The sequence below is a fragment of the Microbacterium sp. E-13 genome, assembly GCF_049912955.1.
Classification (GTDB): Bacteria; Actinomycetota; Actinomycetes; order Actinomycetales; family Microbacteriaceae; genus Microbacterium.
This window is the reverse complement of the sequence record NZ_CP183973.1, coordinates 131700-158322: the sequence shown is the minus strand read 5'-3', so window position 1 is coordinate 158322 and position 26623 is coordinate 131700. Positions and strand designations below refer to the sequence as shown.

The following is a 26623-nucleotide window of genomic DNA, read 5'->3' as shown; positions in this document are numbered from 1 at the left end:
ATCGCGGCGAGCGTAGGGACGAGGAAGAGAGCTGGCCACCATGGATGGGCATCGGGATTCGGCGCGGGAGACTCCGTCACTGCGCCATCATCCCAGTATCAGGAGACTTGTCAGGAGGACTATGCCGTGCGTCTGGCGCCTGTCGCATTGGGCTTCGTGAGCCGGCCGAGAGACGCGTTAGTCCGCCGACCGGCCGCCCGTTGCCGGTCCTTCAGCGCGCTCGGCGGTTGCTAGGCAGCCTTCCCCACAGCAAGCGCGCTGCGGGTGCCCCGTTTAGCCCCCACGGGCGTTGTGCCCTCAGGGCTGCGCTTTTCGTGCTCGTGCGAGGCCCGCAGAGCAAGAGCGCTCAGCGCTGGCTCGGATCAGCGGTTATCGTGAGGACGGTCATCGTTCTCGGCGTCCTCGCTCTCGTCGCCCGGCCGGGGCGACTCACCATCAGACTCGTCAGCGTTAACCCCAGGATCTTCCTCCCGGCGCTCCGAGGCGGGCTCAGGCTCGAGGGGGGACGAACTGGGCGGCTCCTCCGCGAGCTGATCCGGGACCTCGGCGGAGTCGGTCGAGTGCTCCGTCGCCTCAGACCCGGCCTCAGCCTGTGCGGCTAGGGCACCGGGGACGCGGTCTTCCGACCCGGCGGGCTCGAGTGCGACGGGCTCTTCCCGCGCCGGCGGAGCGTCGATCGGCTCGACGGTGGCGGTTGAGTCCGCGTCCGCCGGCGCAGGCGTCGACTCCGAGACCTCCACGTCCGGCCCCTGCTCGATATCCGGAACAGGGGAGTCGTCGGGCGTCGACGCCTCGACCACATCCGCCGGAGCGGGCGTCGAGTCTGGCACCACGTCCTCCGACGCCACCGCATCGGCCGGCGCGGGCGTCGAGTCCGACACCTCCACGTCCGGAGCCTCCTCGCTCGCCGGCAGCGCGTCCTCCGACGCCTGCGCATCGACGGAGACCTCGGTGCCGGGCTCTTTCGCCGACGCAGGGTGGGCCTCGTCAGGCGCGGGCGTCGAGTCCGACACCTCGATGTCGGGACCCTCCTCGATGACGGGCACCGCGATCGACGCGGTGTCGGTCGACACCGATCCGCCGTTCTCGCGCAGCCGGCGCTGGCGCCGCGTCTCGAAGGCGGCTGCGGCCGCGGCCGCAGCCGCACCGGCCACAGCCACGCCGGCGGCACCTGCATCGGCACCGGCCGCACCCGCAACTCCACCGGCCGAACCGACTGCACCCGCGCCGTCGGCCCCGACAGCACCCGCCCCGACGGTACCTGCACCCGCAGCACCCGCACCCCCGGCCCCTGCACCCGCAGCAAGCTCGGCCCCGGCACCCGCACCCGCACCCTCGGTTCCGGCAGTAGCCCCCGACGCACCCGCGCCGACGAGCACGCCTTCGGCGGCAGCATCCGTCCCGCCCACCGGGCCGTCGCCCTCCGGAGCCGGACCCCCGTCGCCGCCGTCGCCACCCCGGCCGCGACGACGCTCGATGCGCCGTTCCTTCGCGCCCTCGACGAGGTTGTAGAGCGTGGGCAGCACGAGGAGGGTGAGCACGGTCGACGACACGAGGCCGCCGATCACGACGATGGCGAGCGGCTGCGAGATGAATCCGCCCTGTCCGGTGATGCCGAGGGCCATCGGCGTGAGCGCGAAGATCGTCGCGAGCGCGGTCATGAGGATGGGGCGCAGACGGCGGGAGCCGCCGGCGACGGTCGCGTCGTGCGCCGTCAGGCCCTTCTCGCGGTACTGGTTCACCAGGTCGACGAGAACGATGGCGTTGGTCACCACGATGCCGATGAGCATCAGCACGCCGATGAGCGAGGCGACTCCGAGGGGCACGCCCGTGATGATCTGCAGCAGGATCGCGCCGGTCGCGGCGAACGGCACCGAGATCAGCAGCAGCAGCGGCTGGCGCAGCGACTTGAAGGTCGCCACCATCACGATGTAGACGATCAGGATCGCCGCCAGGAGGGCCAGACCGAGCTGCGAGAAGGCGTCCCGCTGCTGCGTCACCACGCCGCCGAGCGACGCGTCGGCCGAGGCGGGCAGGTCCGCGTCGTCGAGGGCCGCGGTGACCGAGGCCGAGGCCGTCGCGAGGTCGTCGGTCGAGGGGGTCACCGTGACGGTCGAGGTGCGCTGCCCGCCCTCGGTGGTGATGGAGGTGGGCCCCTCGCTCTCTTCGACCGCCGCGACCTCTTCGAGCGCGATCGGGCCGGTGGCGCTCGGCACCTGCAGCTGCCGCAGGTCGTCGAGCGACGCCGGCGTCTCGGAGGCGGCGAGGTAGACGGTGAGCGACGTGTCGTCGATCTCGACCGAGCCGATCGACTGCGGCTGCATCGTGTTCGACACCAGTGCGCCCACGGCCACCTCCGACAGACCGAGCTCGGCAGCCTTGTCGCGGTCGACGGTCACGGCGATGTACGGCAGCGAGGCCGACAAGTTGCTCGTGACCTGGCCCACGCCCTCCTGTCCGTCGACGGCCGTGATGACGGCATCCGTCGCTTCCTCCAGAGTCGACGAGTCGGGTGCCGTCACGTCGATGTCGATGTCGGTGGACCCGAAGCCGCCACCGCCGGACGCGACCGAGATCTCCCCTGCGTCGTCGAGCTCGGCGACGGCCGCCTGCACCTCTTCGCGCAGGGCCACCTGATCGACCGACGGATCGGTGGTGATGGAGTAGGTGATGCCGCTGCCGCCGCCCGAGAAGGCGTCGCGCAGCGCCGAGCCGCTGGATCCGATGGACACCTGCACCGTCTCGATGCCGTCGATGCCCTCGAGCAGCTTCTCCACCTCCTCGGCCGCCGCACTCTCGGCCTCGAGCGAGGGGGCGGGCCCGATGTCCTGCGTCATGGTGAACGTGTTCTGCCCCGAGTCGCCGAGGAAGTTCGTCTTCATGAACGGCGCCGCCGCGATCGTGCCGACCAGCACGAGCACCGCGAGAGCCAGAGTGATCCAGGAGTGCCGCAGCGTCCAGCGGAGGATCGGCAGGTACGACCTCTGGAGGCGGCTCGGCGGAGCGGCCGGGTCCTCAGGGTCGACCGCGACGCCCTCGGCGTCGAGGATCGGCTTGCCGGGCTTGAGGAACCAGTAGGCGAGCACCGGCACGATCGTCAGCGCGACGAAGAGCGACGCCGTCATCGCGATCGTCACCGTCATGGCGAACGGGCGGAACAGCTCGCCCGTGACGTCGCCGACGAACGCGATCGGGAGGAACACCGCGACGGTGGTGATCGTGGACGCCGTGATGGCGGACGCGACCTCCCGCACGGCGCGCAGGATCGCGGTGCGCTTGTCGGCGTCGCCGACGTAATGCCGCCGGATGTTCTCGATGACGACGATCGAGTCGTCGACCACGCGCCCGATCGCGATGGTGAGCGCCCCGAGCGTCAGGATGTTGAGCGAGTAGCCGAACGCCTGGATACCGATGAACGTGATGAGCACGCTCGTCGGGATCGAGATCGCGGCGACGAGGGTCGATCGCACCGACAGCAGGAAGACGAAGATCACGAGCACCGCGAACACCAGACCCAGCAGGCCCTCCTTCGCCAGCGTGTCGATCGACTCCTGGATGTAGGGGGCCTGGTCGAACACGACGGTGAACTCGGCGCCGTCGAGGGAGTCCTCGAGGTCGGGGAGCACAGCCAGCACACCGCGAGACACGTCGACGGTGTTCGCGGCGGGGAGCTTCGTGACCGCGATGGTGAGAGCCGGCTCGCCGTTCACCCGCGACACGGTGGTGACCGGGTCGGCCTCCTCCTCGACGGTGGCGACATCCGCGATCGTCTTCTGCCCCGCCCCGAACTGCTCGGGCGTCGACGGCACGAGCGGGAGCTCGGCGATCTCGTCGACCGTCGTGATCTTCGCGCCGGTCTGCACCGTGAGCGTCTCGTCGCCCTCGGTGATCTCGCCGCCGGGGAAGAGCACGCCGTTCTGCTCGAGCGCGTCGCGGACCGCCTGCTGCGTGTAGCCGGCTGCCGCCAGCTCCTCCTGGTCGGGGGTGATCGTGACGCGCTGCCCGACGCCGCCCACGATCTGCGCCGCGTTGACGCCCGCCACGTCCTCGAGATCCGGAATGACGGATGCCTCGAGCTGCGACTGGATCGACGCCTCGTCGTCGTAGCCGGTCACCGCCAGCTGGATGACCGGGAAGTCGTCGATGCTGGCCGAGATGACGTTGGGGTCGACACCTTCGGGCAGCTGGCTCTTGATGCGGTTGATGGCCTGCGCCATCTTCTGCTCGGCGGTCGCCAGGTCGGTGCCGTACGTGAAGGACGCCTGCACGATCGACGAATTCGTGGTGCTGGTGGCGCTCGTGGACTCGAGCCCCGGCACGCCCTGGATGGCGGTCTCGATCGGCACCGACACGTCGTTGCTGACCACTTCGGGCGAGGCGCCCGGGTAGGTGGAGACCACGACGAGCGTGGGGAACTCGATCGAGGGGATGAGCTCCTGCTTGAGGTTCGTGAGGGCGAGCCCGCCGAAGATGGCGGCGACGATCGTGATGAGCGCGATGAGCGCACGGTTCTTGAGACTCAGAACGGCGAGGTTCGACACACGGAGGCCTTCTGGTGTGGTGGTGCAACGGATGCGCACGATACGCGGATGTATCGGCTGTCAGTATTTCATGCAGTTCTCATCTGAGCCCCGCGCCGACGACGAGGCCGAGCCCCGCGGCGAGCGCCGCCAAGGCAAGTGTGCCGAAGAGGTTGAGCGCAGCATCCCGCCACCGCCTCCGCTGCGCGAGCAGCACGGTCTCGACCGAGACGGTGCTGAAGGTCGTGTAGCCGCCGAGGAGGCCGACGCCGAGCACCAGCGAGGCCTCGGGGGCGACGGCGGAGCCGAGCCCGGTCAGCAGCCCGAGCGCCAGCGAGCCCGAGACATTGACCACGAGGATCCCGACGGGGAACCGCAGGCCGCGGCGGCCGGCGAGCAGCCGGTCGACGAGGTAGCGGAGCCCCGCGCCCACGCCTCCCGCCAGCGCGGCGACGAGCAGCCAGGGGTTCACTCTGCGTCCTCGGGCAGCTCGATCTCCCCCGGGCGGTCGGCGATCCGGCGCCCGATGAAGAGCCCGACGATCGCTCCGATGACGCCGAGGACGACGGATGCCGCCGCCAGCCCGGCAGCGAGCCACGGGGTCGTGACCCACAGCGCCGTCGCGACCGCGAACGCGCTGTACGTCGTGAAGCCGCCCATGACCCCCGTGCCGAGGAACGCCCGCGCGAGCGGCCGGCGGTCATCGAGCCAGCCGACGATCACCCCGAGCAGCAGCGATCCGGCGACGTTGATGGCGAGCGTCGTCCACGGCACCGCCGCCGGGTCCGACACCGGCGCGACGATCAGACCCCGTGCGAGCACCCCGACCGCCCCGCCCGCCACGGTCAGCCCGAGCACGCGCGGGTCGACGGGCTGCGGCATCCCCTCACGCTACATCGGGCTGCCGGCCGCCCCGGGAACCGGCGGGTCCCCGTGACGCGGTGCGTCAACGACCAGGCCGCAGGAGGGTGCGGATGGCCGACTCCGGCGTCTTCGAGAGATCCAGCAGGTCGCCGTCGCGGTAGCGCGCGAACACCCGGGGGTCGATGTACGAGCCGCGCGCCACGGCCGGCGTGTTGCCCAGGGCCTCCGCGGTCGCTCGAACGGCGAGCACCTCGGCCCGCTTCAGGTCGGTCTTGGTGTCGACCGTGCCGATGCGGGCGAGCGCGTCGGCGGCCAGGATCGTCCCGCGAAGCGTGCGGAAGTCCTTCGCGGTGAACTTGCCGCCGGTGAGCGACCGCACGTACGCATTCACCTCGGCCGGTGTGAGCGGCACCCGGCGTCCGCCCCGCTGCCAGGCCAGAAGCGGCGAGCGGGGCCGCCCCGCAGCCAGAAGCTCCACCGTCGGCGCCAGATCGGCGTCGTCGATCTCGAGGTACTGCAGCTTTCCGCTCTTGCCCGGGAACGTGAGGGTGACGGTGCCGCCGTCGACCGAGGCGTCGCGCCGATGCAGCGTGGTCAGTCCCTTGCTGCCGTTGGCGGCGAGATAGCGCTCGGAGCCGATGCGGGGCGCAGCGTCGTCGAGCAGGCGGAACGCCACGGCCAGCACCCGCTCCCGGTCGAGGTCGTCGCGGCGGAGCGACGTCGTCACGCGCGCCCGGGCGCGCGGCAGCGCCTCGGCGAGCGCGAGCGCCCGCGCGAACTTGCCCTTGTCGCGGGCCGCGGTCCAGTCCGAGTGGTACAGGTACTGCCGGCGGCCGGCGTCGTCGGTGCCGACCGCCTGTATGTGTCCGTCCGGCCGCGCGCTGATCCAGACGTCGGTCCAGGCGGGCGGGATGACGAGAGCCCGGATGCGCTCGGCGTGCTTGCTCGCCGGCGCCTTGCCGCGGTCATCGACGTAGCGGAAGCCCGAACCCGAGCGCAGCCGGCGGAAGCCGGCGTCTTCGACGGGGCGCACGCGCGTGAGTTTCGGCATCCGTCGATCCTCTCAGTGCGGCGCGACGCCGCTCGCGCGGCCCTGGGTCGCGGAACCCGCCGAGACGGGGCCCGGCGGGTTCGGCGACCACGATCTCAGTGGTTTCGGATCATCGAGATGAGCTCGGACTTCTTCTTGCCCGAGTAGCCCGTGAGGCCGAGCTCCTTGGCGCGCTTGCGCAGCTCGGGCACGGTGCGGTCGTCGTAGTCCTTCGCCTTCGCGCCGCGCCTGCCCACGGTCTTGCGACCCTGCGCGGCCGCCGCGTTCGAGATGCGCGCGGCCTTCTCCTTCGAGGCGCCGTCCTTGCGGAGCTCCTCGTACATGTCGCGGTCCTTCAAGTTCGATCCACGTCCTGCGGGCATCGCTTCCTCCTTCCCTGGTCGCTCCCGCCGTGGCGGGCGCGGGTGTCACAGGCCCTTGCCTCCGGTCACCGGCAGGATCGCCCCGGAGGTGTACGACGCCTCGCCGCTCGCGAGGTACACGTACGCGCCGGCGAGCTCGGCCGGCTGACCGGCCCGCCCGAGGGGCGTGTCCTTTCCGAACGACGCCAGGCGCTCGGCATCCCATCCGGTCGCCGGGATGAGCGGGGTCCAGATCGGACCCGGCGCGACGCCGTTCACGCGGATGCCCTTCTCGCCGAGCTCCTGGGCGAGCGCCTTGACGAAGGCGACCTGCGCGGCCTTCGTCATCGCGTAGTCGATGAGGCCGGGCGACGGATTGAACGCCTGGATGGATGTCGTCACGATGATCGACGCGCCGGGTTCGAGGTGCGGGATGGCCGCGCGCGCCGTGAAGATCTGTGCGAAGAGGTTGGTGCGGAACACCCGCTCCATCTCCGCGGTCTCGAGCTTGTCGAGCCCTTCGCGGTCCTTCTGGTACGCCGCATTGAGCACGAGCACGTCGAGCCCGCCGAACTCGGCGACGGCGCGCTCGACGATCTCGGCGCAGAAGTCCTCCTCACGCAGGTCGCCCGAGAGGGCCAGCGCGCGGGCGCCGGCATCCTCGACGAGGCGCACGGTCTCGTCGGCATCCTCCTGCTCCTCCGGCATGTGGGTCAGCGCGACATCGGCGCCCTCCCGGGCGAAGGCGATCGCGACGGCGCGGCCGATCCCCGAGTCGCCGCCCGTGATGAGCGCGCGGCGCTCGGCCAGCCGCATCGCACCTTGGTAGGACTCCTCGCCGTGGTCCGGCTCGGGGGTCGTGTCGTTGGTCAGTCCCGGCTGCTCCTGCTCCTGGGCGGGAAAGCCGGCGTCGTGGTGCGCGGTGGTCGGATCGGTAGGCCCGGATGTGCTCATATCGGGAAAATACGGCCGGTCCCGGGCGCGTTCAGGGGGCTTGACCTCCTCGGCCCTCAGCGCTACACGGGCCGCGGCTCCCGGCGTATCACCGAAAAAGCGGCGTCGTCAAGCCCCTACGGACGCCATGCCTGTCGGTGCCACTGTCGATTCAGTGCCCAAGAGGCATGCGATGCATCACACGCATCGACGACGAAGAAGGAGAACATCACATGAACCTCGCCCTGATCATCATCATCGTCGTCGCGATCATCCTCGCGATCGTCGGCGGCCTCAATTCGGCGCTGAGCTGGCTGCTGTGGGTGGCCATCATCGTCGGAGTCATCGCGCTGATCGCCTTCCTGTTCCGAGTAATCAGCGGGAACCGAAACACCTGATCTGCATCACCCCGGATGACGACGGATGCCGCGGCCACTGCTGGCCGCGGCATCCGTCTGTCTTCGCTCCCCCGCGCCCTACGGGCTCGCCTGTCCCGAACTGCCAGTCGGTCCGGCACATCGTGACAGGGGAGCGGAAGGGCTAGAGGTTGGCCTCCGCGTAGATGCGGAGCGCGTCGCGCACGAACTCGGCGCCGTGCGTGCCACCCTGGCTCGTCTCGTAGTTGGCGCCGAAGCGCGGGTCCGCGACATACATCTCGCCGAGGCCGATCACGTAGGCCTTGACGCCTCCGGTACCGGTCGCTGAGCTCGTCGAAGCCGCCGCCGGCGTGCCGGGGATGCCCCTCAGCCACTCGACGTGGCGCTTCGCGAGCGCCTGGGCCGCATCGCCGCCCGGGTCGGCGCCCGCCTCCGCCGCCGCGATCCAGTCGCGGCCGAGATCGGCCGCCCGCTGCTGCCACGCGGCCTTCTCGTCGGCGCTCATCGAGCGCCACCAGCGGTCGCTGTCGGCATACGCCTTCTTGCCCCAGCGCTCTTCGACCTCCTCCTTGTACCGGGTGTGGTCGAAGCCGTCGAACATGTTCTCTGCCATCAGTCGTTCACCTCCTCTCACTGCACTGATCGTGGTCTGCACCGACGCGATCTGCCGCGCCAGCCGGTCCTGCTCCTACCGCAGCCAGGCCAGGTGCGCCTCGAGGGCGGGCACCTCCGCCGACTCGCGACCGATCACCTCCGCGATCTGCGGCAGCCCGAGCCCGAGCTCGCGCAGCAGCAGGATGCGCTGCAGGCGCACGAGCGCCGCCTGGTCGTAGTAGCGGTAGCCGTTGTGGCCGACGCTCGACGGGGCGAGCAGCCCGATGTCGTCGTAATGGCGGAGTGTCCGGCTCGTCGTGCCGGCGAGCTTCGCGATCTGCTGGATGGACCACTCCTGCTCTGTCTTCATCGCCGCTTCCCCTCCCTCTCGACCTTCGATGTGATCACGCTAAAGGTTGACGCGGCGTCAAGGTCAAGCTTCGGGCGCCGGAACCTGTGCCGACGAGACCGCGCGACAGGACCGGCATCCGCTCCATCCGCGTGCGTTCGTGCGTTCTGGCGAAAGTCGGACGCAGGTCTTGACAGTGACGCGATATATCGTGTTATCCTCGCAGCACGCGATATATCGCGAGACGGATCACCCCCAGACACAACCGCAGGAGAAGAGTCATGACCCTGGAGAAGTGGATCATCCACCCGGGAGACACGCGCGTCATCGACATCGAGACGGTGCGCACGCTCAAGATCGGCCTCGTGGGCGGGCAGGTGGATGTCATCGCCCACGACGAGCCCGGCATCCGCATCGAGGTGCACGAGGTCACGGTCAAGGACCTCCGCATCGAGGTCGCCGACGACCACGTCGAGATCGACCACCCGCAACTGCGGTGGGACAACTTCCTCGAGGTCTTCCGCAACTTCGGCGCCGGCGGCCCCAAGGCGCAGGTCAGCGTCGCCGTTCCGCGTGACGTCGCCCTCACTCTCGGCGTCGTCAGCGCGAGCGCGCTCGTCTCAGGCCTGCGCGCGAACACCTCCCTCAACACCGTCTCGGGCGACATCATCGTCGACGGGCTCACCGGCGACCTGTCGGTCAACGCCGTGTCAGGCGACGTGCAGGTGCGCGAGCTCGTGGGCTCGCTGAACGCCAACAGCGTCTCGGGCGACGTCGCCGCCACCGGAGCGCTCCGCAGGGCCACGATCGACACCGTGTCGGGCTCACTGCTCGTGGACTCGACCGGCGACATCCTCACGGTCGGCCTGAACACCGTCAGCGGCGCCACCACGGTGCGGCTCGACGAGGGTCACCCCGCCAACTACGTCGTCCGCAGCGTCAGCGGCCGCGTGCAGATCGACGGCATCGTCCGTTCGGGCACCGGCACCGGCCCCACCACCAACTACTCCGGCTCGGTCGGCGAGCTCAGCGGCAGCTTCGCCGACGTTCGCGCCCACAGCGTCTCGGGAGACATCACGGTGCTGCGCCGCGCCGCCGTTGCGGTGACGGATGCTGCGCCCCCGGCCGCCGTCGACGCTCCCGCGCCCGCGGCGACCGGGTTCGAGCAGGCACCCGCCGAGTCCGGCTGGTCGGCTCAGCCGTCCGGCGCCGATCAGGCCCCCGCCGGTGAGACCGGCCTCGAGCGGGGTGAGCTGTGATGGCCCCGGTCTTCTCCCACGGGGATCTGCGCCTGTACCTGCTGAACCTGCTCGACGAAGGGCCGCGCCACGGCTACGACATCATGCAGGCCCTGTCCGACCGCACCGGCGGCACCTACACGCCCAGCGCCGGCACCATCTACCCCCGTCTGGCGAAGCTCGAAGAGGAGGGCCTCGTGACCAAGTCCGTCGACGGTCGCAAGACCGTGTACGCGATCACCGAAGCGGGCCACGCCGAGGTGCAGTCGCGCGCCGGCGAGCTCGAGGGCATCGAGGCCGGATTGACCGACTCCGTGCGGCTCATCGCCGACGAGGTGCGGGGCAGCGTGCGTGAGGCCATGAAGAGCCTCCGCGCGGATCTTGCCGCGGCGTCGCGCGAGGAACGCGAGACGACCCCGCATCCCCCGCGCGAGGACGATCCCCGCGTGCGCAGCCGCGAACAGGTGCAGCGTGTCGACGCGCTCGTGAACGAGTTCCGCGCGAACGTGCGCGGTGACGTCCGCGTGCACGTGGCGCGCGGAGGGGAACTGTCCGCGACGATCGTCGACCAGCTCGCCGCCGAGCTCGACCGCGTGGCCCGCGACGTCACGCGCGCGCTGCGAGGCTGAGGCGCGGCGCGGCGCGGCGGGCGCGGGCGCGGCGGGGTCAGGCCGGCCAGATCTCCTCGTCGTCGGGCACGGGCTCGCCGAGCGGCACGATGAGGATGGGGCGGTGCTGGCGGTGAGCGAGGCGCGCTCCCACGGAGCCGGTGAAGAACTCGCGCACCGACTCGCCGAAACCCCGCTTGCGCGTGCCCACGACGAGCAGCCGGGCGTCGATCTCGTCGGCGAAGTGCTTGATCGCCATCGCGGGGTCGCCGACCAGCTGCCGCACCGTCCAGGGCTGCGAGTAGTCGCCGAGGACGGCGGCCGCGGCATCCTGAACCTTCGCCAGCTCGCCCTCGCCGGCGGCGATGTTGAGGTCGATGGGAGCCGAGTGCACGTACCCGTCGGGATCCTCGTAGGTCACGAAGCGCGTCACGTCGACGTGCACCACCACGAGCGGCGCCCCGAAAAGCTTCGCGTAGCGCGCCGCCTCTTTGAGCACGCGCGGGGACTGGTCGGGGATGACGCCCGCGACAACTGCTCCGTGCAGGCTCTTGTCCGTCGTCGCGTCGCCGTGCGGCGCGGATGCCTCGTCGGTCATATGTCCGTGCTCCTCCCGCGCCGCTGGGGCCGGAACCGCCGGGGTGAGGGGGCTCCGTGTTATCCTGAATGCTACTCTTACCGGTTCGAAGCCGGATTCGTGAATGCCCGGGTTTGCGCGGCTGAGAGCCCGCAACGTAAGCCCGCGACTCAAAATGAGGGGGTCTCGCATGGGGCGTGGCCGTCAGAAGGCGAAGCACACCAAGATCGCTCGCGAGCTGAAGTACGACACGTACAACGTGAACTACTCCGCGCTCGAGCGCGAGCTCGGCCACCACAGCGAGGACGAGTACGTCGACAAGTGGGCCGATCAGTACAGCGACGAGGACGAAGACGAGACGACACCGCTCTCGTCGTCGCAGGCGTAAGCCCGCACCCGTCGCTCCACCGACGGTGAACCCACCCGGTCACCGTCTGTTCGTGATGCCTGCACGCGCTCGTGCCGGGAGACGGATGCTTCACCAGGCGCCGTGGCGCCGCTCCCAGTCGTCCTCCACGGTGTGAGGCCTGGCTGCGACGACGCCCGCCGGAATCGCGGCCGCGACGACGATCGCCAGCAAGATGAGAGGACCGGTCCAGGAGCCGGTGGCCTCGTGGAGCAACCCGATGCCGAGCGGGAACACGGCGGCGACGGCATACCCGCCGCTCTGGACGAAGCTGCTGAGCGCGACCACGCCTTCGTGAGTGCGGGTGCGGATCCCGAGGAGCACCAGCGCGAGCGGGAACAGCAGCGGCGCGAGCCCGAGCAGCGCCACCCACAGCCACGGCGCGACGGCGGGCGCCAACAGCAGCCCGCCGATCCCCGCGAAGCCGGTGAAGACCGCCACACCGAAGAGCAGCCGCGTCGCGTGCCAGCGCGACACCAGCAGGGGAACGGCGAGGGATGCCGGAAACCCCATGAACGCGAACAGCGACAGCAGCACGCCGGCCGTCGTGGGGCTGACACCCGCCGTGTCGACGAGCAGGGACGGCAGCCACGCGAACGACGTGTACGCGATCGTGCTCGAGACGGCGAACGCGACGAGAAGGGCCCACGCCAGCGGGACGCGCCACATGCGCCCGAACGCCCGCGGGCTCGTATCCTCGACGTCCTCCTCCCCGTTCTCGACCGCAGCACGGTGCCGCATCGCCAGTCCGATCCACGGGATCATCGCGACGATGGCGAAGACGGCCCACAGCCCGAGCGAGAAGTGCCAGTCCGAGGCATCCGCCACCGGCACGGCGATGAGGGCCGGCAGCGCGGTCGAGACGGCCATCGTCGTGGAGTACACCGTGGTCATGAGGCCGATGCGGTCGGGGAAGTAGCGCTTGACGAGCGGTGGCAGCAGGATGTTCCCGGTGCCGACGCCCGCGAACACCAGCGCCGTGCCCGCCAGAAGCAGGGCCGAGTCGGGCGCCAGGCTGCGTGCGATCAGCCCCGCCACGACGACGGCCATCGCCGTCACGGCCAGCCGCTCGAGGCCGAACCGCCGTTCGAGGGCGGGTGTGAGCAGCCCGAAGACCGCGTAGCAGGCGGGTGGGGCGGTGCCGATCAGGCCGATGACCGCCGCGGGCACGGCGAAGTCCTCGGAGATGTGGTCGTAGAGGGGCGACAGCGAGGCCACGGCCGACCGCAGCGAGAAGGCGAACAGCACGATCCCGAGAAGCGCGAGGGTCCTCCCCTGCCACAGCGGGCGGGCAGGAGACGACGTCACTCCTCCAGCCTACGGGCCCGTCTGGTGCCCCGGCCCGGCCGGGAGCTCGCCGCCGCGCCCCGGCCCGCAGCATCCATCTCCCAGATCAGGAGATCTGGCGGAGACAGGATGATCCGCGCGAAATGACCCTGCGCTCGCCAGATCTCCTGATCCGGAGATACCACATCGGGACGGACGCCCCGGCCGGATGCCGCAGCCCGAGCGGGTCAGGACTCCTGCGAGCCCTCGACCCAGGCGAGGTACTCGTCGGTGACCGTGCCGGTGATGTAGCGGCCGTCGAAGCAGCTCATGTCGAGATCCTCGACGTCGGAGCCCTCGAGGATCGCGGCCTTGAGGTCCTCGACCTCCTGGTAGACGACGAAGTCCGCCCCGAGCTCCTCCGCGATCTCGGGGATCGTGCGGCCATGGGCGACGAGCTCGTGGCGCGACGGCATGTTGATCCCGTACACGTGCGGGTAGCGCACCGGCGGCGCCGCAGAGGCGAAGGTCACACTCTTGGCGCCGGCATCCCGTGCCATCTGGATGATCTCCTTCGACGTCGTGCCGCGCACGATCGAGTCGTCGATGAGGAGCACGTTCTTGCCCTTGAACTCGCTCGACATGGCGTTGAGCTTCTGGCGCACGCTCTTCTTGCGCACCGCCTGGCCGGGCATGATGAACGTCCGGCCGACGTAGCGGTTCTTGTAGAAGCCCTCGCGGTACTCGACACCCAGCTTGCGCGCGACCTGCATGGCGGCAGGACGCGACGAGTCGGGTATCGGCATGACCACGTCGATCGCCTCGCGGGGCGTGTACTTGGCGATGGTGTCGGCGAGCCGGTCGCCCATGCGCAGGCGCGCCTCGTACACCGAGATGCCGTTCATCACCGAGTCGGGGCGGGCGAGATACACGTACTCGAACGAGCACGGCACGAGCTGCGCGTCCGTCGCGCACTGCTGCGTGTGCAGGTTGCCGTCGAGGTCGATGAAGACGGCCTCGCCGGGGTCGACGTCGCGCACGACCTCGAACTCGCCGTTCTCGAGCACGAGCGACTCGCTCGTCACGACCCATTCGTAGTGCCCGTCCTCGTGCTTGCGCGTGCCGAGGATGAGGGGACGGATGCCGAACGGGTCGCGGAACGCCAGCAGGCCGTAGCCGGCGACCAGGGCGATGGCCGCGTACGAGCCCTCGACGCGCTCGTGCACACGGGTCACGGCCTGGAAGACCTGCGCCGGATCGAGTTCGAGGCCCGAGATCGAGGACTGCAGCTCGTTCGCCAGAACGTTGACCAGCAGCTCCGTGTCGGACGACGTGTTGAGGTGGCGGCGGTCCTTGCGGAAGAGTTCCTGGGTGAGCTCCCGGGTGTTCGTGAGGTTGCCGTTGTGCACCAGGACCAGGCCGTACGGGGCGTTCACGTAGAAGGGCTGCGCCTCTTCTTCGTTCGAGGCCGTGCCCTTGGTCGCGTACCGCACGTGGCCCAGGCCGATCTCGCCCAGGAGCGCGCGCATGTCGCGGGTGCGGAACGACTCGCGCACCTGGCCCTTGACCTTGTGCTGGTGCACGACGCCGTTGCGCTCGGCCGTCGCGATGCCCGTGGAGTCCTGACCACGGTGCTGCAGGAGGAGAAGGGAGTCGTAGATCTCCTGGTTGACGGACCCGCGGCCCACCATCCCGACGATTCCGCACATGGGTGTTGCTCGCTCCGTAAGTTCGTTCGGTCGGCTCAGCGAGCCGCGTGGTCTGCGTGCGCCTGGTGGTCCGCGTAGGCACCGACGAGGCGCACAGCGCCCCCGTCGACGCCCTTGGCGCCCTGCTCCCAATGCCCGTCGGCCGGGCGCCGGCCGCCCTGGACGACACCTACCTGCCAGGTCGCGATTCCGTCGCGGGCGAGAGCGGATGCCGCGGCCCCGGCCGTCTCGGGCGACACGACGGCCAGGAACCCGATGCCGAGGTTCCAGGTTCCCTCGGTCGCCTCGAGCGCGAGGCCGCCCAGATCGGCGAGGACCCGGAAGACCGGCGACGGGGACCAGGTCGAGCGGTCGACCTCCACCCAGGTTCCCTGCGGCAGCACTCGCGCGAGGTTGGCGGCGATGCCGCCGCCCGTCACGTGGCTGAGCGAGTGGACGCCCTCACCGCTCTCGGCGATGAGACGCAGGAGCGGCTGCGTGTACAGCCGCGTCGGCTCGAGCAGGGCCTCGCCCCACGTCGTGCCGAAGTCGGAGGCATTGTCGCCGTACTGGATGCCGGAGCGGGCGACGATGTGGCGCACCAGGGAGTAGCCGTTGGAGTGGAGGCCCGAGCTCGCGAGCGCCAGCACGACGTCGCCCTCCCGGACCCGCTCGGCGCCGAGGACGCCGTCTGCCTCGACGACCCCGGTGGCCGCGCCCGCGACGTCGTAGTCGCCTGCCCCCAGAAGGCCCGGGTGCTCGGCGGTCTCACCGCCCACGAGTGCGGTCCCCGTCGCCGCGCAGCCGTCGGCGATGCCGCGGACGATATCGGCGATGCGCTCGGGGAAGACCTTGCCGCACGCGATGTAGTCGGTCATGAAGAGGGGCTTCGCACCGACCACGACGATGTCGTCGACGACCATGCCGACGAGGTCCTGGCCGATCGTGTCGTGCTTGTCGATGGCCTGCGCGATGGCGACCTTGGTGCCGACGCCGTCGGTGCTGGTGGCCAGCAGCGGCTTGTCGTAGGCCTTGAAGGCCGTGGCGTCGAAGAGACCGGCGAAGCCGCCGACACCCCCGAGCACCTCGGGTCCGTGGGTGCGACGCACCGCCGACTTCATGAGCTCGACGGCGAGATCGCCGGCGGCGGTGTCGACGCCCGCAGCCGCGTACGGGTTCACGGGCTGCGCGGAGCGGGAGGGGGCATCGCGTTCGGATGAGGCCACGGCCACCAGCCTACCGGCGGCGTACCTGGGCGGATGCCAGGCGACGGCGCTGTTACGCAGGCGCCGAGCCTGCGCCTCGCCGCCGCTCACTGGGCCCCGGACTCCGAGCTACGGTCATACGGGCCGACGTCCGCCCCCGGATCTACAATTGTCGGCATGGGCGGCGCCGGTGCTCCGGAGTGGCTGATCCGCGAAGACGCCGGTCAGCCGGTGCTTCTCGCCCTCTATCTGCGCCAGGTACTCGGCATCCGCTCTCCCGAAGAGCTTCCGCACCTCCGCGGCATCCCGCCGAGGGCCAACGACCGCTCCGAAGAGGCGCAGGCCGCGCTCGAGCGGCAGTGGCGCGAGTTCTGGGCGATGACCGTCGAACCGCAGGCGCATCCGTCGCCCGTACCGCTGGATCTCGTCGACGGGTTCGACACCGTGCTGGCCCTTCCGACCGAGGGGTGCGATCAGCTGCGCGAGGCGTTCATCCCGCACGCCGCTGAGGCTCTCGAGTTCGCCCGCACCGCCCACGCGCGCTACCGCAAAGAGGCGTCGCACAGCACCGGCACGGCGTACCGCGCGTACGCGGGGGCCATCGCCGAGCACGAGCGGCAGGTGGGCCGACGGGCCCACTCGTTCGAGCTGAACGTGCAGGTGCTGCCGCTGAGTCAGCGCGGCGTGTGGTGGATCGGTTCGCTCACGGTCGCCGTCACCGACGGACTGCGTGGCGACGTGGCGGCCTTCGACGCCGCCATCCACCCGATCATCGCCGAACTGGCGTAACGGCGACGCCCGATCAGTGGCTCGAGCCGGGCCCGTCGACGCCCGGTTCGGGATCGACGTGCACCCTGGCGTGGTCGACCACGACCTGCTGCGTGCGACGCCGCGACCCGCGGTCGAAGATCAGCGCGGCGACTGCGGCGAGCACGAGGCCGACGGGCACGCAGATGAGCAGGAGGAAGCCGAATACCTGCCCCTGCGAGTACTCCAGGCCGGTGTTCGGGCTGGCCTCGGCGGTGCCGTTGAACGCGAAGGTGAGGATCATCGCCACGAGCGCCCCGAGCCCGGCGCCGAGGAGGAGGAACACCGAAATCTTCGGCGCGCGTCGCACGCGCACGGTTTCGATGCGGTCCTGGCTTCGCTCGGGCATGGCCCCATTATCCCTCGCGCTTGCGCCGGCCCGGCCCGTCGGATCGGTCGCGCCTCAGCTCCGCGGCATCCTGCACCCATTTCGGCACGTCGTCGGTGACCGGCGACACGAGATCGTCGGTGAGGGTCGTCGCGTGCTCGGCGATGACGGAACGCCGGCGGCCCCCGACCACCCGGTCGAGCACGAGCACGGTGAGAGAGGCGACGAGAAGCCCGAGGCCCCCGCAGATGACGGCGAAGACCCCGAAGACGCGGAGATACCCGGACGCGCCCGTCGACAGCGGTCCGCCCGGCTCTTCCGTGGCGGCCGCGCCGGCGGTGAGGACGACGGCCGCGAGCAGCCCCAGAGCGATGCCGCCGCCCATGATGTGACCGATCCGCGGGGCACGCCGCACACGGACGGACTCCAGCTCCTCATTGATGACGTGCTCGTCGGGGTCGTCAGCTCCGGCGGCGCCGGTGCGCGCGCGGGTCATGTGTTCATTGTCCCACCGTCCGGCACCCGGCGCTCTGACGATCGAGTGCGCTCCGGGCATCAAGGACGCAGTGGCAGCAGGTCCGAGATGTCGGCGCGGGTGCCCGAGGCGCTGATGCGGCCGGCGGTGGCGGCATCCGTCCACTTCTCGGCGCCTGTCGCCAGGGCGATCCAGGTGCCGGGGTCGGTCTCGACGACGTTCGGCGGCGTGCCCCGCGTGTGCCGCGGCCCCTCGACGACCTGCACCGCGCCGAACGGGGGCACGCGCACTTCGACCGAATTGCCGGGCGCCTTCTCGGCGAGCAGCTGCAGCAGGTATCGCACGGCTGTCGCGTTGTCGGTGCGTGCGGGGGCGACGGATGTCTCAGCCGCCCGTGCGACCGCGTCCAGGGCGGCGCGGCCGTCGTCGGTCGTGATCTTGCGGGCCACGGAGTCAGGTTACGCCGCCGGACGGTTCGCAATTCAGGCTGAACGTGTGCCGCCACCGGTCGGGCCCGCGCGACTCCGCGGATCCGGCCGGGTCAGCGCCGCAACGAGACTGAATCATGAACCGGTCGGAGCGAGGGCGGCGCCGAAAACCCGGCCAGGACGCTGGGTAGGCTGGTGGGGTGAAGATCCTGGTTCTCGGCTCGGGCGCGCGGGAGCACGCCATCATCCTGGCCCTCCGGTCGGAGGAGGCAGAACACGAGATCTTCGCCGCCCCCGGCAACGCCGGCATCGGGCAGGACGCGCAGCTGGTCGCGCTCGACGCGAACGACCCGGTCTCGGTCACCGACTTCGCGATCGACAACGACATCGCCCTCGTCGTGATCGGTCCCGAGGCCCCGCTCGTGGCGGGCGTCGCCGACGCGGTACGGGAGCGCGGCATCCCGACGTTCGGGCCCGGCAAGGCCGCCGCGCAGCTCGAGGGCTCGAAGACGTTCGCCAAGCGGATCATGGATGCCGCGGGCGTGCCCACCGGCCGCGCCGTCCGGGCGCACACGCGGGCAGAGGTCGAAGCGGCCTTCGACGAGCTGGGCGCCCCGCACGTGGTCAAGGCCGACGGGCTGGCCGCGGGCAAGGGGGTCATCGTGACCTCCGACCGGGAGGCCGCTCTGGCCCACGCCGACGAGTACCTTCCGACGGGCGCCGTGCTCGTCGAGGAGTTCCTCACCGGCCCCGAGGTGTCGCTCTTCTTCCTCAGCGACGGCGACCACGTGCTGCCGCTGAGCCCTGCGCAGGACTACAAGCGCCTGCTCGACGGCGATGAAGGGCCGAACACGGGCGGCATGGGCGCGTACTCCCCGCTGCCCTGGCTCGACGGACGCTTCGGCAGCGAGCGCGAGTTCGTCGAGCTCGTCACGCGAGACGTCGCCGAGCCCGTGATCCGCCAGCTCGACGCGGAGGGCACGCCCTTCATCGGGCTCCTCTACGCCGGACTGATCCTCACCGACGACGGCGTCAAGGTCATCGAGTTCAACGCGCGCTTCGGCGACCCCGAGACGCAGGTGGTGCTGCCGCGGCTCGTCGACCCGCTGTCGGAGCTGCTGCTGGCCGCAGCATCCGGTCATCTCGAGGACCTGCCCCAGCCCGCGTTCGCGACCGACGTCGCCGTGACGGTGGTGCTGGCGAGCGAAGGCTACCCGGCGTCACCGCAGACCGGCCGGCCCCTCTCGGGGCTGCGCGAGGCCGCCTCGGTCGACGGAGTCCATCTCGCTCACGCCGCGACCTCCGAGAGCGACGGCGGACTCGTCGCGACCGGCGGCCGCGTGCTCAGCGTGGTCGGTGTCGGCACGACGTTCGCCGAGGCCCGCGCCCGCGTCTATCGCGCGCTCGGCGAGATCGGCCTCGAGGGCGCACAGCACCGCACCGACATCGCCGCACGGGTCGCCGAGGGGCTCTGACCGTGCACCGGCGCGGCATCCGCTCGCTCGTCGCGGTCTCGGCGATCGCGGTGGCCGTGGCCGGGCTCGGCGGGTGCGCGAGCTCCGAGGTGGAGGCGCCGGGCAAGGCGCTCATGGACCAGGCGCACCGGGTCGCCAACGAGGCCCTGGTCTCGGCGGCGAAGACAGGCCTCCAGGCGCTGCAGGCGGGAGGCGCCGTCACCGAAGACGCAGTGCGGTCCGCACTCGAGAAGGCGGGCGCCGTCGACGTGCAGACGCGCGACCTGGGCGACACCGTGCTCTTCGGCGCCGGGGTCTCGGGCGGCTGCGTCTACGGGTCGATCCCCGACGACGGCGCCCTCTCGGTGGAGCTCGGAGCCGCCGACGCCGACGGCGGTTGCCCGCCGCGCCCGTAGCGCCCGCTACAGAGCCCGGCACCGGCCGTCGCCATCGGCCGAAAGGACGAGAAAGGTCCGGCCCGGCGGCCGATGCGTCGCGGCATCCGTCACCGCGACCATGGCGGCATGACAACCGCCACCGCCCTCGCGCGCACCGAGCGACGCCGGCCCGAATGGCTCGCGCCGGCCGGACTGATCGCGCTGAGCATCGTGCCGATCGCCGCGGGCTCCGCCCGCCTCACGCAGCTCACGACGGGCGCTGCGATCACACCCGAGAACGCGCGCTTCTTCGACTCGCCCGTCCCGGTGATCGCGCACATCATCGGCTCGAGCGTGTTCCTGCTGCTCGGGGCGCTGCAGTTCGCACCTTCGCTCCGGCGCCGCCGCTGGCACCGCATCGCCGGACGCGTCGTCGCTCCGGCGGGACTGGTGTCGGCCCTCTCGGCGCTGTGGATGACGGTGTTCTACGACATCCCCTCCGCGGCGACCGGGCCGGGGCTTCCGGGCGTGCGCATCGTGCTCGGCACGGCGATGGCGGCTGCACTCGTCGCCGCGTTCGCCGCGATCCAGCGGGGTGACGTCCGCGCGCACGCCGCGTGGATGACGCGGGCATACGCCATCGGCCTCGGCGCCGGCACGCAGGTGCTCGTCTTCCTGCCGTTCACGCTGCTGCTCGGTGCGCCCGCCCCGCTGACGCACACCCTCCTCATGACGGCGGGATGGCTGATCAACCTCGTGATCGCCGAGATCGTCATCCGCCGCCGGAGCCGCCGCGAGCGCGGCCGGGACGGGGCCGGGACCGCCGCGGCCGGTGCGGGTGCGCGCCCTATCATGAGGGCATGACGAGCCCGGTTCGCGCGCTCTGGGACGCGCCCGCGGCGACTCCGGCACCGCCTCGGCGCGTCTGGCGCGACTGGGTGCTGGTCGGCGTCGTCCCGGTACTGGCGCTGGTCGAGGCATCCGTCCGGCCCGGCGTCGCATGGAGCTGGCTCTGGGCCGTCGTGCTGGCCGCGCTCGCGCCGACGCTGCTGTGGCGGCGCCGGCATCCGCTCAGCATGCTCGCCATCGCGTTCACCGTCGGAACCACCGTCGGGCTCGTCGTGGGCGGCGATCCGCAGCTCTACACGGCGGCGTACTTCCTGATCCTGCTCTACGCGGTGTTCCGCTGGGGCTCCGGGCGCGCGATGATCGGCGGCGCCGCCATCGTCGTCGCGGGGATGCTGCTGACGTTCGCCGCCTCACCGCCGGCCGTCGCCGACGTCATCGGCGGGATCGCGGTCGCTGCGACGACGGCGACGCTGGGCCTCGCGGTCCGCTGGCGCCGCGGCGCCCTGGCCCGGCAGCTCGAGCAGGTGCGGCTGCTCGAGCGCGAGCAGCTCGCCCGCGACCTCCACGACACCGTCGCACATCACGTCTCGGCGATCGCCATCCAGGCGCAGGCCGGCACGGCCGTGGCCGCGACCGATCCGGGCGCGACGGCCGAGGTGCTGCGGGCGATCGAGACCGAAGCGTCGCGCACGCTGCGCGAGATGCGGGCGATGGTCGGCGTGCTCCGCGCGACGGACGCCGGCCTCGTCCCGACACCCGGGCTCGCCGCACTCCGTGCCCTGGAGACGACGGATGCCGCGCCTCCGGCCGTCACCGTGAGCCTCGACGGCGACCTCGACACGGTGCCGCCGGCCGTCGCCGCCGCGCTGTACCGGATCGCGCAGGAGGCGGTCACGAACGCACGACGTCATGCGCGCGGCGCGACACGGATCGAGGTGCAGCTCGACGTCGACGCCGCCGGCGTCCGACTCGTGGTCGCCGACGACGGCAGGGGGGCGGCATCCGTCGATCCGGGCTTCGGCATCACCGGCATGCGCGAACGGGCCGCGCTCCTGGGCGGGTCGTGCGCGGCGGGACCCTCCGGCAGGGGCTGGTCGGTCACCGCGCAGGTGCCGCGGGCGGGGTGGGCGTCGTGACGGTGCGGGTGCTGATCGCCGACGATCAGGACCTGGTGCGCACCGGCTTGCGCATGATCCTCGACGCGCAACCCGGCATCGAGGTCGTCGGCGAGGCCGCTGACGGCGCGGAGGCCGTCGCGCGAGCGCACGACCTGCGGCCGGACGTGTGCCTCTTCGACATCCGGATGCCGGTCATGGACGGGCTCGAGGCGACGCGCCGGGTCGCCGGAGCCGACGTGGCGGACCCCATCCCCGTCGTCGTCATCACCACCTTCGACCTCGACGAATACGTCTACGCCGCGCTGCGCGCCGGCGCCCGGGGCTTCCTGCTCAAGGATGCGGGCCCGGTGCTTCTGGCAGAGGCGGTCCGCGCCGCCGCGCGAGGCGATGCCCTCATCGACCCGAACGTCACCGTCCGTCTGCTCGAGGCCTTCGCCGGCTCGGCGCCCGAGGCGCCGGCACCGCCGTCGAGCCCGCTCACCGATCGCGAGGAAGCGGTGCTCGCCGGCGTGGCCCGTGGCCTCGGCAACGGCGAGATCGGCGACGAGCTGCACATCTCGCTCAGCACGGTGAAGACGCACCTCGCGAGCATCATGGCCAAGCTCGGCGCCCGTAACCGGGTCGAGATCGCCATCTGGGCCCACGAGCGGGGCGGCGCTCGGCGCTAGGTGCTCGGCCCGCGCCCAGGTGCATGGGCTCGGGCTCCCGGCCCCCGCACGAGAGAACGGACGTCGGCGCCGCCTGCTGGGGGACCAGCGGCGCCGACGTCCGAGGCGACGCCCGGGATCTTCGCGATCCGGCAGGCGTCCGCAACCCGAGCTGGGGGACTCAGGTCTGACGTCGAATGAAGCGCATCAGCCAGGCGATCACCGCGATGACGATGATGACGAGGCCGATCCACAGCAGGAACTTCGCTGCCTCGATGAACACGCCGAGCAGCAGCAGCACTATTCCGATGATGAGCAGGGTCACTGCAAGTCCGGTCATGCAGACCATCGTGAGGGGCCGGATAAATGCGCGCCAACCACTTGACAACCGACGCGGAACATGCGCGGCGCGGTGTCGCCGCCGTGGTGGTGGCAGCGCAGGGACCGCGCGCCTGAGGACGGCGACCGTCGTGCGAGACTCGAGACATGCGAGCACGGGTAGCGGTATTGCTTCTTTGTCTACCTCTCCTTCTCACGGCGTGCAGCGCTTTTGAGCCCTCACCAGGGCCAACGACGACATATGTTGACTCGTCCGGAGCAACGGTTGAGGCAGATTGGAGCCAGTACCCCGCGCAGGCCTACGTCGACGGTGAATCCCTGATCGGGCACCCCGACCAAGGGGAGTTGGAGCCTACCGCGCGAGACTTGATCGAGCACGTTGCGTCCGCCATCACGACGGCCTCGGGCATCAAGCTCGACCCGGTGTCTTCTTCCGCGTCGTGGTTCGCTGACACCAACTGGCACAAGGAGGATGGCAACGGGTATGGCGGAGAGTCCATGCTCGTAACTGTCAACTGCTGCGAGATGCAGGGCGATTCGGTACCTAACCACGATGACTGGCGATCATTGCTCGATGCGGCTTCCGACGCTGCGAAGGAACGTGGGCTTGCATCATTCGCTATCGAGTCGGGAATTGAGGGTTGCAATGGATTGGAGAAGTGCTGGCGTGTGATCGCACACGCAACCGACGGCGTGCAATGGCTCTCCCTCACAATCGAAGACCGCGCTCTCGATACGTCTGGAGACGCAGGTCGAGAAGCCGACCGTCTCGGACTGCCGATAGCTGCCGTCCACCTCACCTACGGCGCGACAGTCGTCGAAGCGGGCGCGAAGGACCGGTTCGCCAAAGCGATGGAGCCGTTCGTCGGACTTGAACGCCCAGAGGCTACGACGTCCGACTAGGGGGCCACACTACGGCGAAACAGAGTCGGTCTAGGGGCGTTCCCTGGGCCGAGCCTGGTTCACCGACTATCGGCTACGGGTTGCACTTGTACACAGCCAGCGCCTCCCAGTACATGAACGGATACCACGACTCCATGTCGTAGGACGGCCGCGCACTCACCGGGTAGCCCGCGATGTGGCAATACAACTGCTCTTGAATCTTCGCGTTCCACAGCCCTCTGTTCGAGCCGAGCTTGTTCTTGACCTCGTCGGCATGCGCCCACCACATGTAGAGATTCACCGGCGTGGACATCGTGCCGCCGAACTGGGTGGGCACCACCGAGACGATGTACCCTCTCGAGACCCGCTTGACAGACGGCTGGTAGTAGAGAGCCCGGCCGAGCCACGGGTCTGCAACGACGGGATACTGCACACCCCCGACGTTATGGTCGACGATCTGCGTCACCGTCGAGCCATCCACTTCGTATCGCGTGGGAATAGGCGTCCCGCGCGCGCGACGTTGCGCCCCACATCCGGAAGGATCGAGATCTCTGATCCTTCCGAACTTGACACGCGCAGCTCGCCGAGACGTGATTCGGGCGCGGCCCGCCTAGCGGAAGCGCTAGAGACGTTTCCTTTCAGAACCGAATACTTCGCCGGAACCCCGGCGAGAATCTGGTGGACGCGCCCACTCTCGTCGTCATCAGCGAACGCGGCCGGCGCTGAGAGCAATGCGAGGGCAAGGGAGCCGATAACGGCGCTGGCAAACAACGGACGGCGGAGTGGCGAGGTTCTGGCCCATGGGGGCATCTTCGTCTTCTTCGTATCCTTCGGCTCGGCAGGCGATCACGCTCGCGGGAGGAAGTGCTCGGGCCGACCTCGAGGTGGACTGGCTCCGACATCCCGGAGATCCACGCCCCGCCCCCAGCAGGGTGTGGATAGGCGCTCCGCGGGGAACATCGTGCTCCGATTACACCGGTGCGGAATCTGTTGTTCCCGCCCTGCAACTCAAACCGCGGGAAACTCCACCCCATTCATCACCCGCTCGGGCGAATGGACGCCCGGCCAACACCGCCTGGTGTCAACCCGGAGAGAGGAGGGAGCCGGGCCCGGCAACCGACGGATGATAAGTCCGAAGCTCGCGCTCCCTATCCGTGGTGCATGATTGTCAGCCCGACCGGGATACTCGCGCGGTTGCGGCACTCAGTTCCATCAACAGAGCACACGACGGACGCCCCCGCATCGCGGGGGTCTCCATCGCGCGCGGTCGTCAGTCCACGACGTCGGTCGCGTGCGCGGCGCGCCACTCCTCGGTGGCGTTCGCCGCCGGGCGACGCAGGAACAGCACCGCGACCACGCCGATCAGCATGACGGCGGCCGAGAGCAGCACCGACTGGGCCATGGCCGTGGCGAAGGGCTCCGCGACGACGACGGGGAGTGCGCCCGCGCTGAAGCTGCCTCCCGCGACATCGGCGGCGCCGGGGATGTTCGCCTCGATGCGGCTCTGCATGAACACGGCGATCGCGGCCGAGCCGAGCACCGAGCCGATCACGCGCGTGGTGTTGTAGATGCCCGCGCCCGCGCCCGCCTGCCTCGGCGCGAGGTTGCGGGTGGCGGTGGTCGCCAGCGGGCCCCACATTCCCGCGTTGCCGACGCCCATGAGGAAGGAGGGGATGAGGAACACCCAGATGGGGGTGTCGAGGTTCATCAGCACCGCGTAGAGCACCAGCGAGACGACGACGAGCAGAAGGCCCGGCACGAGCAGCACCCGGGGATCGGTGCGGTCGAGCCATCGACCGGCCAGGGGTGAGAGCACGCCGGCCGCCAGCGCCATCGGGATGAGGAGCAGCGCCGACTCGGTCGGTGTGAGGCCGCGGGCCAGCTGCAGGAAGAACATGAGCGGCAGCGACATGCTCGTCACCGTGAAGCCGACGGTCGCGATGCCGATGTTCGCCACCGAGAAGTTGCGGTCGCGGAACAGCACGAGCGGCACGAGCGGCTCGCTCTTCGTTCGCGCCTGCTGCCAGATGAAGAGGGCCATGACCAGCACTCCGGCGATGATGAGGCCCCACACCGTGATGGGCCCCCAGATGACGCCCCAGTCGTAGGTCTCACCCTCCTGGAGGCCGAACACGATGAGGAAGAGGCCGAGGGCGCTGAGGAACACTCCGACCAGGTCGAAGCGGTGCGGGTGCGTCTCGAGCTTCGGCACGAGGATCCACGCGAGCACGAAGCCCACGATCCCGACCGGGAGGTTCACGAAGAAGATCCACTCCCAGCCGAAGCCGTCGACGAGGAGCCCGCCGGCCAGCGGGCCGACGAGCATGGCGACGCCGGAGGTGGCACCCCACAGGCCCATCGCCGCCCCGCGCTGGTTCGGCGGGAAGGTGCGGGTGATGATCGCCATCGTCTGAGGCGTCATGAGCGCCGCGCCCAGACCCTGCACGGCACGGAATGCGATGAGCGCGCCGAGCGTCGGCGACAGGCCGCAGCCGAGCGAGGCGAGCGTGAAGATCGCGAGACCGCCGAGGTAGATGTACTTCGGCCCGAACCGGTCGCCCAGGCGTCCGGTGATCAGGAGCGGCACCGCGTACGCGAGAAGGTAGGCCGACGTGACCCACACCACGTTGTCGAGGTTGTTGGTGTCGGGGTCGAGTGCCGCCTTGATCGCGGGGTTGGCGACCGAGACGATCGTCGTGTCGACGAGGATCATGAAGAACCCGATGACCAGCGCCCACAGGGCGGGCCACGGGCTGCGGGGCTTGTGCCCGGCGGCGTAGGCACCGGTGGGCGGGTGTGCGTCGGTCCCGGTGCGGGGGGCGGCCGAACCGGTGCGGGAGGGCTCGGAGGCGGTGGGGGAGGCCGCCGAGGCGGTGCGGAATGCCGCACCCGCCGTGGGCGC

The 26623-nt window shown here is 70.5% G+C and carries 26 protein-coding genes and 2 pseudogenes; 11 read left to right on the top strand and 17 right to left on the bottom strand.

Features of this window, described 5'->3' with window-relative positions:
* Nucleotides 1–1385: 1385 nt before the first annotated feature.
* The 6 genes and pseudogenes from ACN9MP_RS00750 to ACN9MP_RS00725 all read right to left on the bottom strand — a co-directional run.
* Nucleotides 1386–4541: pseudogene (locus ACN9MP_RS00750) on the bottom strand (efflux RND transporter permease subunit); the annotation flags it as partial.
* A gap of 79 nt (nt 4542–4620) precedes the next feature.
* Nucleotides 4621–4992, bottom strand: a complete 372-nt coding sequence (crcB, locus tag ACN9MP_RS00745) for a fluoride efflux transporter CrcB (RefSeq protein ID WP_426323043.1) — start codon at nt 4990–4992, stop codon at nt 4621–4623.
* Nucleotides 4989–5402: a fluoride efflux transporter FluC gene (locus ACN9MP_RS00740; protein ID WP_426323041.1), complete on the bottom strand. Its 414-nt coding sequence runs from the start codon at nt 5400–5402 to the stop codon at nt 4989–4991. The genes crcB and ACN9MP_RS00740 overlap by 4 nt, the downstream gene beginning before the upstream one ends.
* A 64-nt stretch (nt 5403–5466) precedes the next feature.
* Entirely contained in the window at nt 5467–6435 is a 969-nt protein-coding gene (locus tag ACN9MP_RS00735) for a DNA topoisomerase IB (RefSeq protein WP_426323039.1), read from the bottom strand.
* A 95-nt stretch (nt 6436–6530) separates the two neighbouring features.
* Complete coding sequence (locus tag ACN9MP_RS00730) at nt 6531–6797, bottom strand: DUF7218 family protein (protein WP_426323037.1); 267 nt, start codon at nt 6795–6797, stop codon at nt 6531–6533.
* A 45-nt stretch (nt 6798–6842) separates the two neighbouring features.
* The gene (locus ACN9MP_RS00725; RefSeq protein WP_426323035.1) at nt 6843–7730 is read right to left on the bottom strand and encodes an SDR family oxidoreductase; all 888 of its coding nucleotides are present in this window, start codon (nt 7728–7730) and stop codon (nt 6843–6845) included.
* A 212-nt stretch (nt 7731–7942) separates the two neighbouring features.
* On the opposite strand from ACN9MP_RS00725, the gene ACN9MP_RS00720 reads away from it, so the two are divergent.
* Nucleotides 7943–8107, top strand: coding sequence for a hypothetical protein (locus ACN9MP_RS00720; RefSeq protein ID WP_200826306.1), 165 nt, complete (start codon nt 7943–7945; stop codon nt 8105–8107).
* Between the two features lie 142 nt (nt 8108–8249).
* Here the strand turns inward: ACN9MP_RS00720 and ACN9MP_RS00715 are convergent.
* A pseudogene (locus ACN9MP_RS00715) lies at nt 8250–9050 on the bottom strand (MerR family transcriptional regulator).
* A gap of 260 nt (nt 9051–9310) precedes the next feature.
* Here ACN9MP_RS00715 and ACN9MP_RS00710 point away from each other — a divergent pair.
* A complete protein-coding gene (locus ACN9MP_RS00710; RefSeq protein ID WP_426323033.1) occupies nt 9311–10288 on the top strand; it encodes a DUF4097 family beta strand repeat-containing protein in 978 nt (325 codons plus the stop codon).
* Nucleotides 10288–10896, top strand: a complete 609-nt coding sequence (locus ACN9MP_RS00705; protein WP_426323032.1) for a PadR family transcriptional regulator — start codon at nt 10288–10290, stop codon at nt 10894–10896. Before ACN9MP_RS00710 ends, ACN9MP_RS00705 begins: the two co-directional genes overlap by 1 nt.
* 37 nt (nt 10897–10933) lie before the next feature.
* Here the strand turns inward: ACN9MP_RS00705 and ACN9MP_RS00700 are convergent, their stop codons facing one another.
* Complete coding sequence (locus ACN9MP_RS00700; RefSeq protein WP_426323031.1) at nt 10934–11473, bottom strand: universal stress protein; 540 nt, start codon at nt 11471–11473, stop codon at nt 10934–10936.
* 169 nt (nt 11474–11642) lie between these two features.
* Here ACN9MP_RS00700 and ACN9MP_RS00695 point away from each other — a divergent pair, with 169 nt between their 5' ends.
* Nucleotides 11643–11840, top strand: coding sequence for a DUF3073 domain-containing protein (locus tag ACN9MP_RS00695; protein WP_426323029.1), 198 nt, complete (start codon nt 11643–11645; stop codon nt 11838–11840).
* Between the two features lie 90 nt (nt 11841–11930).
* On the opposite strand, the gene ACN9MP_RS00690 is transcribed toward ACN9MP_RS00695, so the two are convergent.
* The 3 genes from ACN9MP_RS00690 to purM form a co-directional block, all read right to left on the bottom strand.
* Complete coding sequence (locus ACN9MP_RS00690; protein WP_426323027.1) at nt 11931–13166, bottom strand: CynX/NimT family MFS transporter; 1236 nt, start codon at nt 13164–13166, stop codon at nt 11931–11933.
* 206 nt (nt 13167–13372) lie between these two features.
* Complete coding sequence (gene purF / locus ACN9MP_RS00685; RefSeq protein WP_426323025.1) at nt 13373–14833, bottom strand: amidophosphoribosyltransferase; 1461 nt, start codon at nt 14831–14833, stop codon at nt 13373–13375.
* A gap of 35 nt (nt 14834–14868) precedes the next feature.
* Nucleotides 14869–16038, bottom strand: coding sequence for a phosphoribosylformylglycinamidine cyclo-ligase (gene purM / locus ACN9MP_RS00680; RefSeq protein WP_426323023.1), 1170 nt, complete (start codon nt 16036–16038; stop codon nt 14869–14871).
* A 156-nt stretch (nt 16039–16194) separates the two neighbouring features.
* Between purM and ACN9MP_RS00675 the strand changes: the two genes are divergently transcribed.
* On the top strand, nt 16195–16806 hold the full coding sequence (locus ACN9MP_RS00675) for a zinc-binding alcohol dehydrogenase (protein WP_426323022.1): 612 nt from the start codon (nt 16195–16197) through the stop codon (nt 16804–16806).
* A 13-nt stretch (nt 16807–16819) separates the two neighbouring features.
* On the opposite strand, the gene ACN9MP_RS00670 is transcribed toward ACN9MP_RS00675, so the two are convergent.
* From ACN9MP_RS00670 to ACN9MP_RS00660, 3 genes are read right to left on the bottom strand one after another with little or no spacing between them, the layout of a single operon-like run.
* Complete coding sequence (locus ACN9MP_RS00670) at nt 16820–17173, bottom strand: potassium transporter Trk (RefSeq protein WP_426323020.1); 354 nt, start codon at nt 17171–17173, stop codon at nt 16820–16822.
* 7 nt (nt 17174–17180) lie between these two features.
* Complete coding sequence (locus ACN9MP_RS00665) at nt 17181–17648, bottom strand: hypothetical protein (protein WP_426323018.1); 468 nt, start codon at nt 17646–17648, stop codon at nt 17181–17183.
* Between the two features lie 59 nt (nt 17649–17707).
* Nucleotides 17708–18076: a sterol carrier family protein gene (locus tag ACN9MP_RS00660; protein ID WP_426323016.1), complete on the bottom strand. Its 369-nt coding sequence runs from the start codon at nt 18074–18076 to the stop codon at nt 17708–17710.
* Nucleotides 18077–18255: 179 nt separating this feature from the next.
* On the opposite strand from ACN9MP_RS00660, the gene purD reads away from it, so the two are divergent.
* The 5 genes from purD (at nt 18256) to ACN9MP_RS00635 (ending at nt 22521) form a co-directional block, all read left to right on the top strand.
* A complete protein-coding gene (purD, locus tag ACN9MP_RS00655) occupies nt 18256–19530 on the top strand; it encodes a phosphoribosylamine--glycine ligase (RefSeq protein ID WP_426323015.1) in 1275 nt (424 codons plus the stop codon).
* A gap of 2 nt (nt 19531–19532) precedes the next feature.
* A complete protein-coding gene (locus ACN9MP_RS00650; protein WP_426323014.1) occupies nt 19533–19925 on the top strand; it encodes a hypothetical protein in 393 nt (130 codons plus the stop codon).
* A 108-nt stretch (nt 19926–20033) separates the two neighbouring features.
* Nucleotides 20034–20750: a DUF2306 domain-containing protein gene (locus ACN9MP_RS00645; protein WP_426323012.1), complete on the top strand. Its 717-nt coding sequence runs from the start codon at nt 20034–20036 to the stop codon at nt 20748–20750.
* On the top strand, nt 20747–21871 hold the full coding sequence (locus ACN9MP_RS00640; protein WP_426323010.1) for a sensor histidine kinase: 1125 nt from the start codon (nt 20747–20749) through the stop codon (nt 21869–21871). Before ACN9MP_RS00645 ends, ACN9MP_RS00640 begins: the two co-directional genes overlap by 4 nt.
* A complete protein-coding gene (locus ACN9MP_RS00635) occupies nt 21868–22521 on the top strand; it encodes a response regulator (protein WP_426326146.1) in 654 nt (217 codons plus the stop codon). Before ACN9MP_RS00640 ends, ACN9MP_RS00635 begins: the two co-directional genes overlap by 4 nt.
* Before the next feature lie 160 nt (nt 22522–22681).
* On the opposite strand, the gene ACN9MP_RS00630 is transcribed toward ACN9MP_RS00635, so the two are convergent.
* On the bottom strand, nt 22682–22840 hold the full coding sequence (locus tag ACN9MP_RS00630; protein WP_426323008.1) for a hypothetical protein: 159 nt from the start codon (nt 22838–22840) through the stop codon (nt 22682–22684).
* 365 nt (nt 22841–23205) lie between these two features.
* Between ACN9MP_RS00630 and ACN9MP_RS00625 the strand changes: the two genes are divergently transcribed.
* Nucleotides 23206–23742, top strand: a complete 537-nt coding sequence (locus ACN9MP_RS00625) for a hypothetical protein (protein WP_426323007.1) — start codon at nt 23206–23208, stop codon at nt 23740–23742.
* Between the two features lie 73 nt (nt 23743–23815).
* Here the strand turns inward: ACN9MP_RS00625 and ACN9MP_RS00620 are convergent, their stop codons facing one another.
* Entirely contained in the window at nt 23816–24187 is a 372-nt protein-coding gene (locus ACN9MP_RS00620) for a DUF2599 domain-containing protein (RefSeq protein ID WP_426323005.1), read from the bottom strand.
* Nucleotides 24188–24991: 804 nt separating this feature from the next.
* Nucleotides 24992–26461: a DHA2 family efflux MFS transporter permease subunit gene (locus ACN9MP_RS00615; RefSeq protein WP_426326144.1), complete on the bottom strand. Its 1470-nt coding sequence runs from the start codon at nt 26459–26461 to the stop codon at nt 24992–24994.
* Nucleotides 26462–26623 lie beyond the last annotated feature (162 nt).

Bases quoted from the DNA above. Each gene is read 5' to 3' on its own strand.
- ACN9MP_RS00705 (WP_426323032.1), top strand. From the start codon at position 10,288: ATGGCCCCGGTCTTCTCCCACGGGGATCTGCGCCTGTACCTGCTGAAC.
- ACN9MP_RS00735 (WP_426323039.1), bottom strand. From the start codon at position 6,435: ATGCCGAAACTCACGCGCGTGCGCCCCGTCGAAGACGCCGGCTTCCGC.
- ACN9MP_RS00675 (WP_426323022.1), top strand. From the start codon at position 16,195: ATGGGCGGCGCCGGTGCTCCGGAGTGGCTGATCCGCGAAGACGCCGGT.
- ACN9MP_RS00645 (WP_426323012.1), top strand. From the start codon at position 20,034: ATGACAACCGCCACCGCCCTCGCGCGCACCGAGCGACGCCGGCCCGAA.
- ACN9MP_RS00710 (WP_426323033.1), top strand. From the start codon at position 9,311: ATGACCCTGGAGAAGTGGATCATCCACCCGGGAGACACGCGCGTCATC.
- ACN9MP_RS00640 (WP_426323010.1), top strand. From the start codon at position 20,747: ATGACGAGCCCGGTTCGCGCGCTCTGGGACGCGCCCGCGGCGACTCCG.
- ACN9MP_RS00665 (WP_426323018.1), bottom strand. From the start codon at position 17,648: ATGACCCGCGCGCGCACCGGCGCCGCCGGAGCTGACGACCCCGACGAG.
- ACN9MP_RS00740 (WP_426323041.1), bottom strand. From the start codon at position 5,402: ATGCCGCAGCCCGTCGACCCGCGCGTGCTCGGGCTGACCGTGGCGGGC.
- purF (WP_426323025.1), bottom strand. From the start codon at position 14,833: ATGTGCGGAATCGTCGGGATGGTGGGCCGCGGGTCCGTCAACCAGGAG.
- ACN9MP_RS00695 (WP_426323029.1), top strand. From the start codon at position 11,643: ATGGGGCGTGGCCGTCAGAAGGCGAAGCACACCAAGATCGCTCGCGAG.
- ACN9MP_RS00630 (WP_426323008.1), bottom strand. From the start codon at position 22,840: ATGACCGGACTTGCAGTGACCCTGCTCATCATCGGAATAGTGCTGCTG.
- ACN9MP_RS00670 (WP_426323020.1), bottom strand. From the start codon at position 17,173: ATGCCCGAGCGAAGCCAGGACCGCATCGAAACCGTGCGCGTGCGACGC.
- ACN9MP_RS00730 (WP_426323037.1), bottom strand. From the start codon at position 6,797: ATGCCCGCAGGACGTGGATCGAACTTGAAGGACCGCGACATGTACGAG.
- ACN9MP_RS00700 (WP_426323031.1), bottom strand. From the start codon at position 11,473: ATGACCGACGAGGCATCCGCGCCGCACGGCGACGCGACGACGGACAAG.
- ACN9MP_RS00720 (WP_200826306.1), top strand. From the start codon at position 7,943: ATGAACCTCGCCCTGATCATCATCATCGTCGTCGCGATCATCCTCGCG.
- ACN9MP_RS00725 (WP_426323035.1), bottom strand. From the start codon at position 7,730: ATGAGCACATCCGGGCCTACCGATCCGACCACCGCGCACCACGACGCC.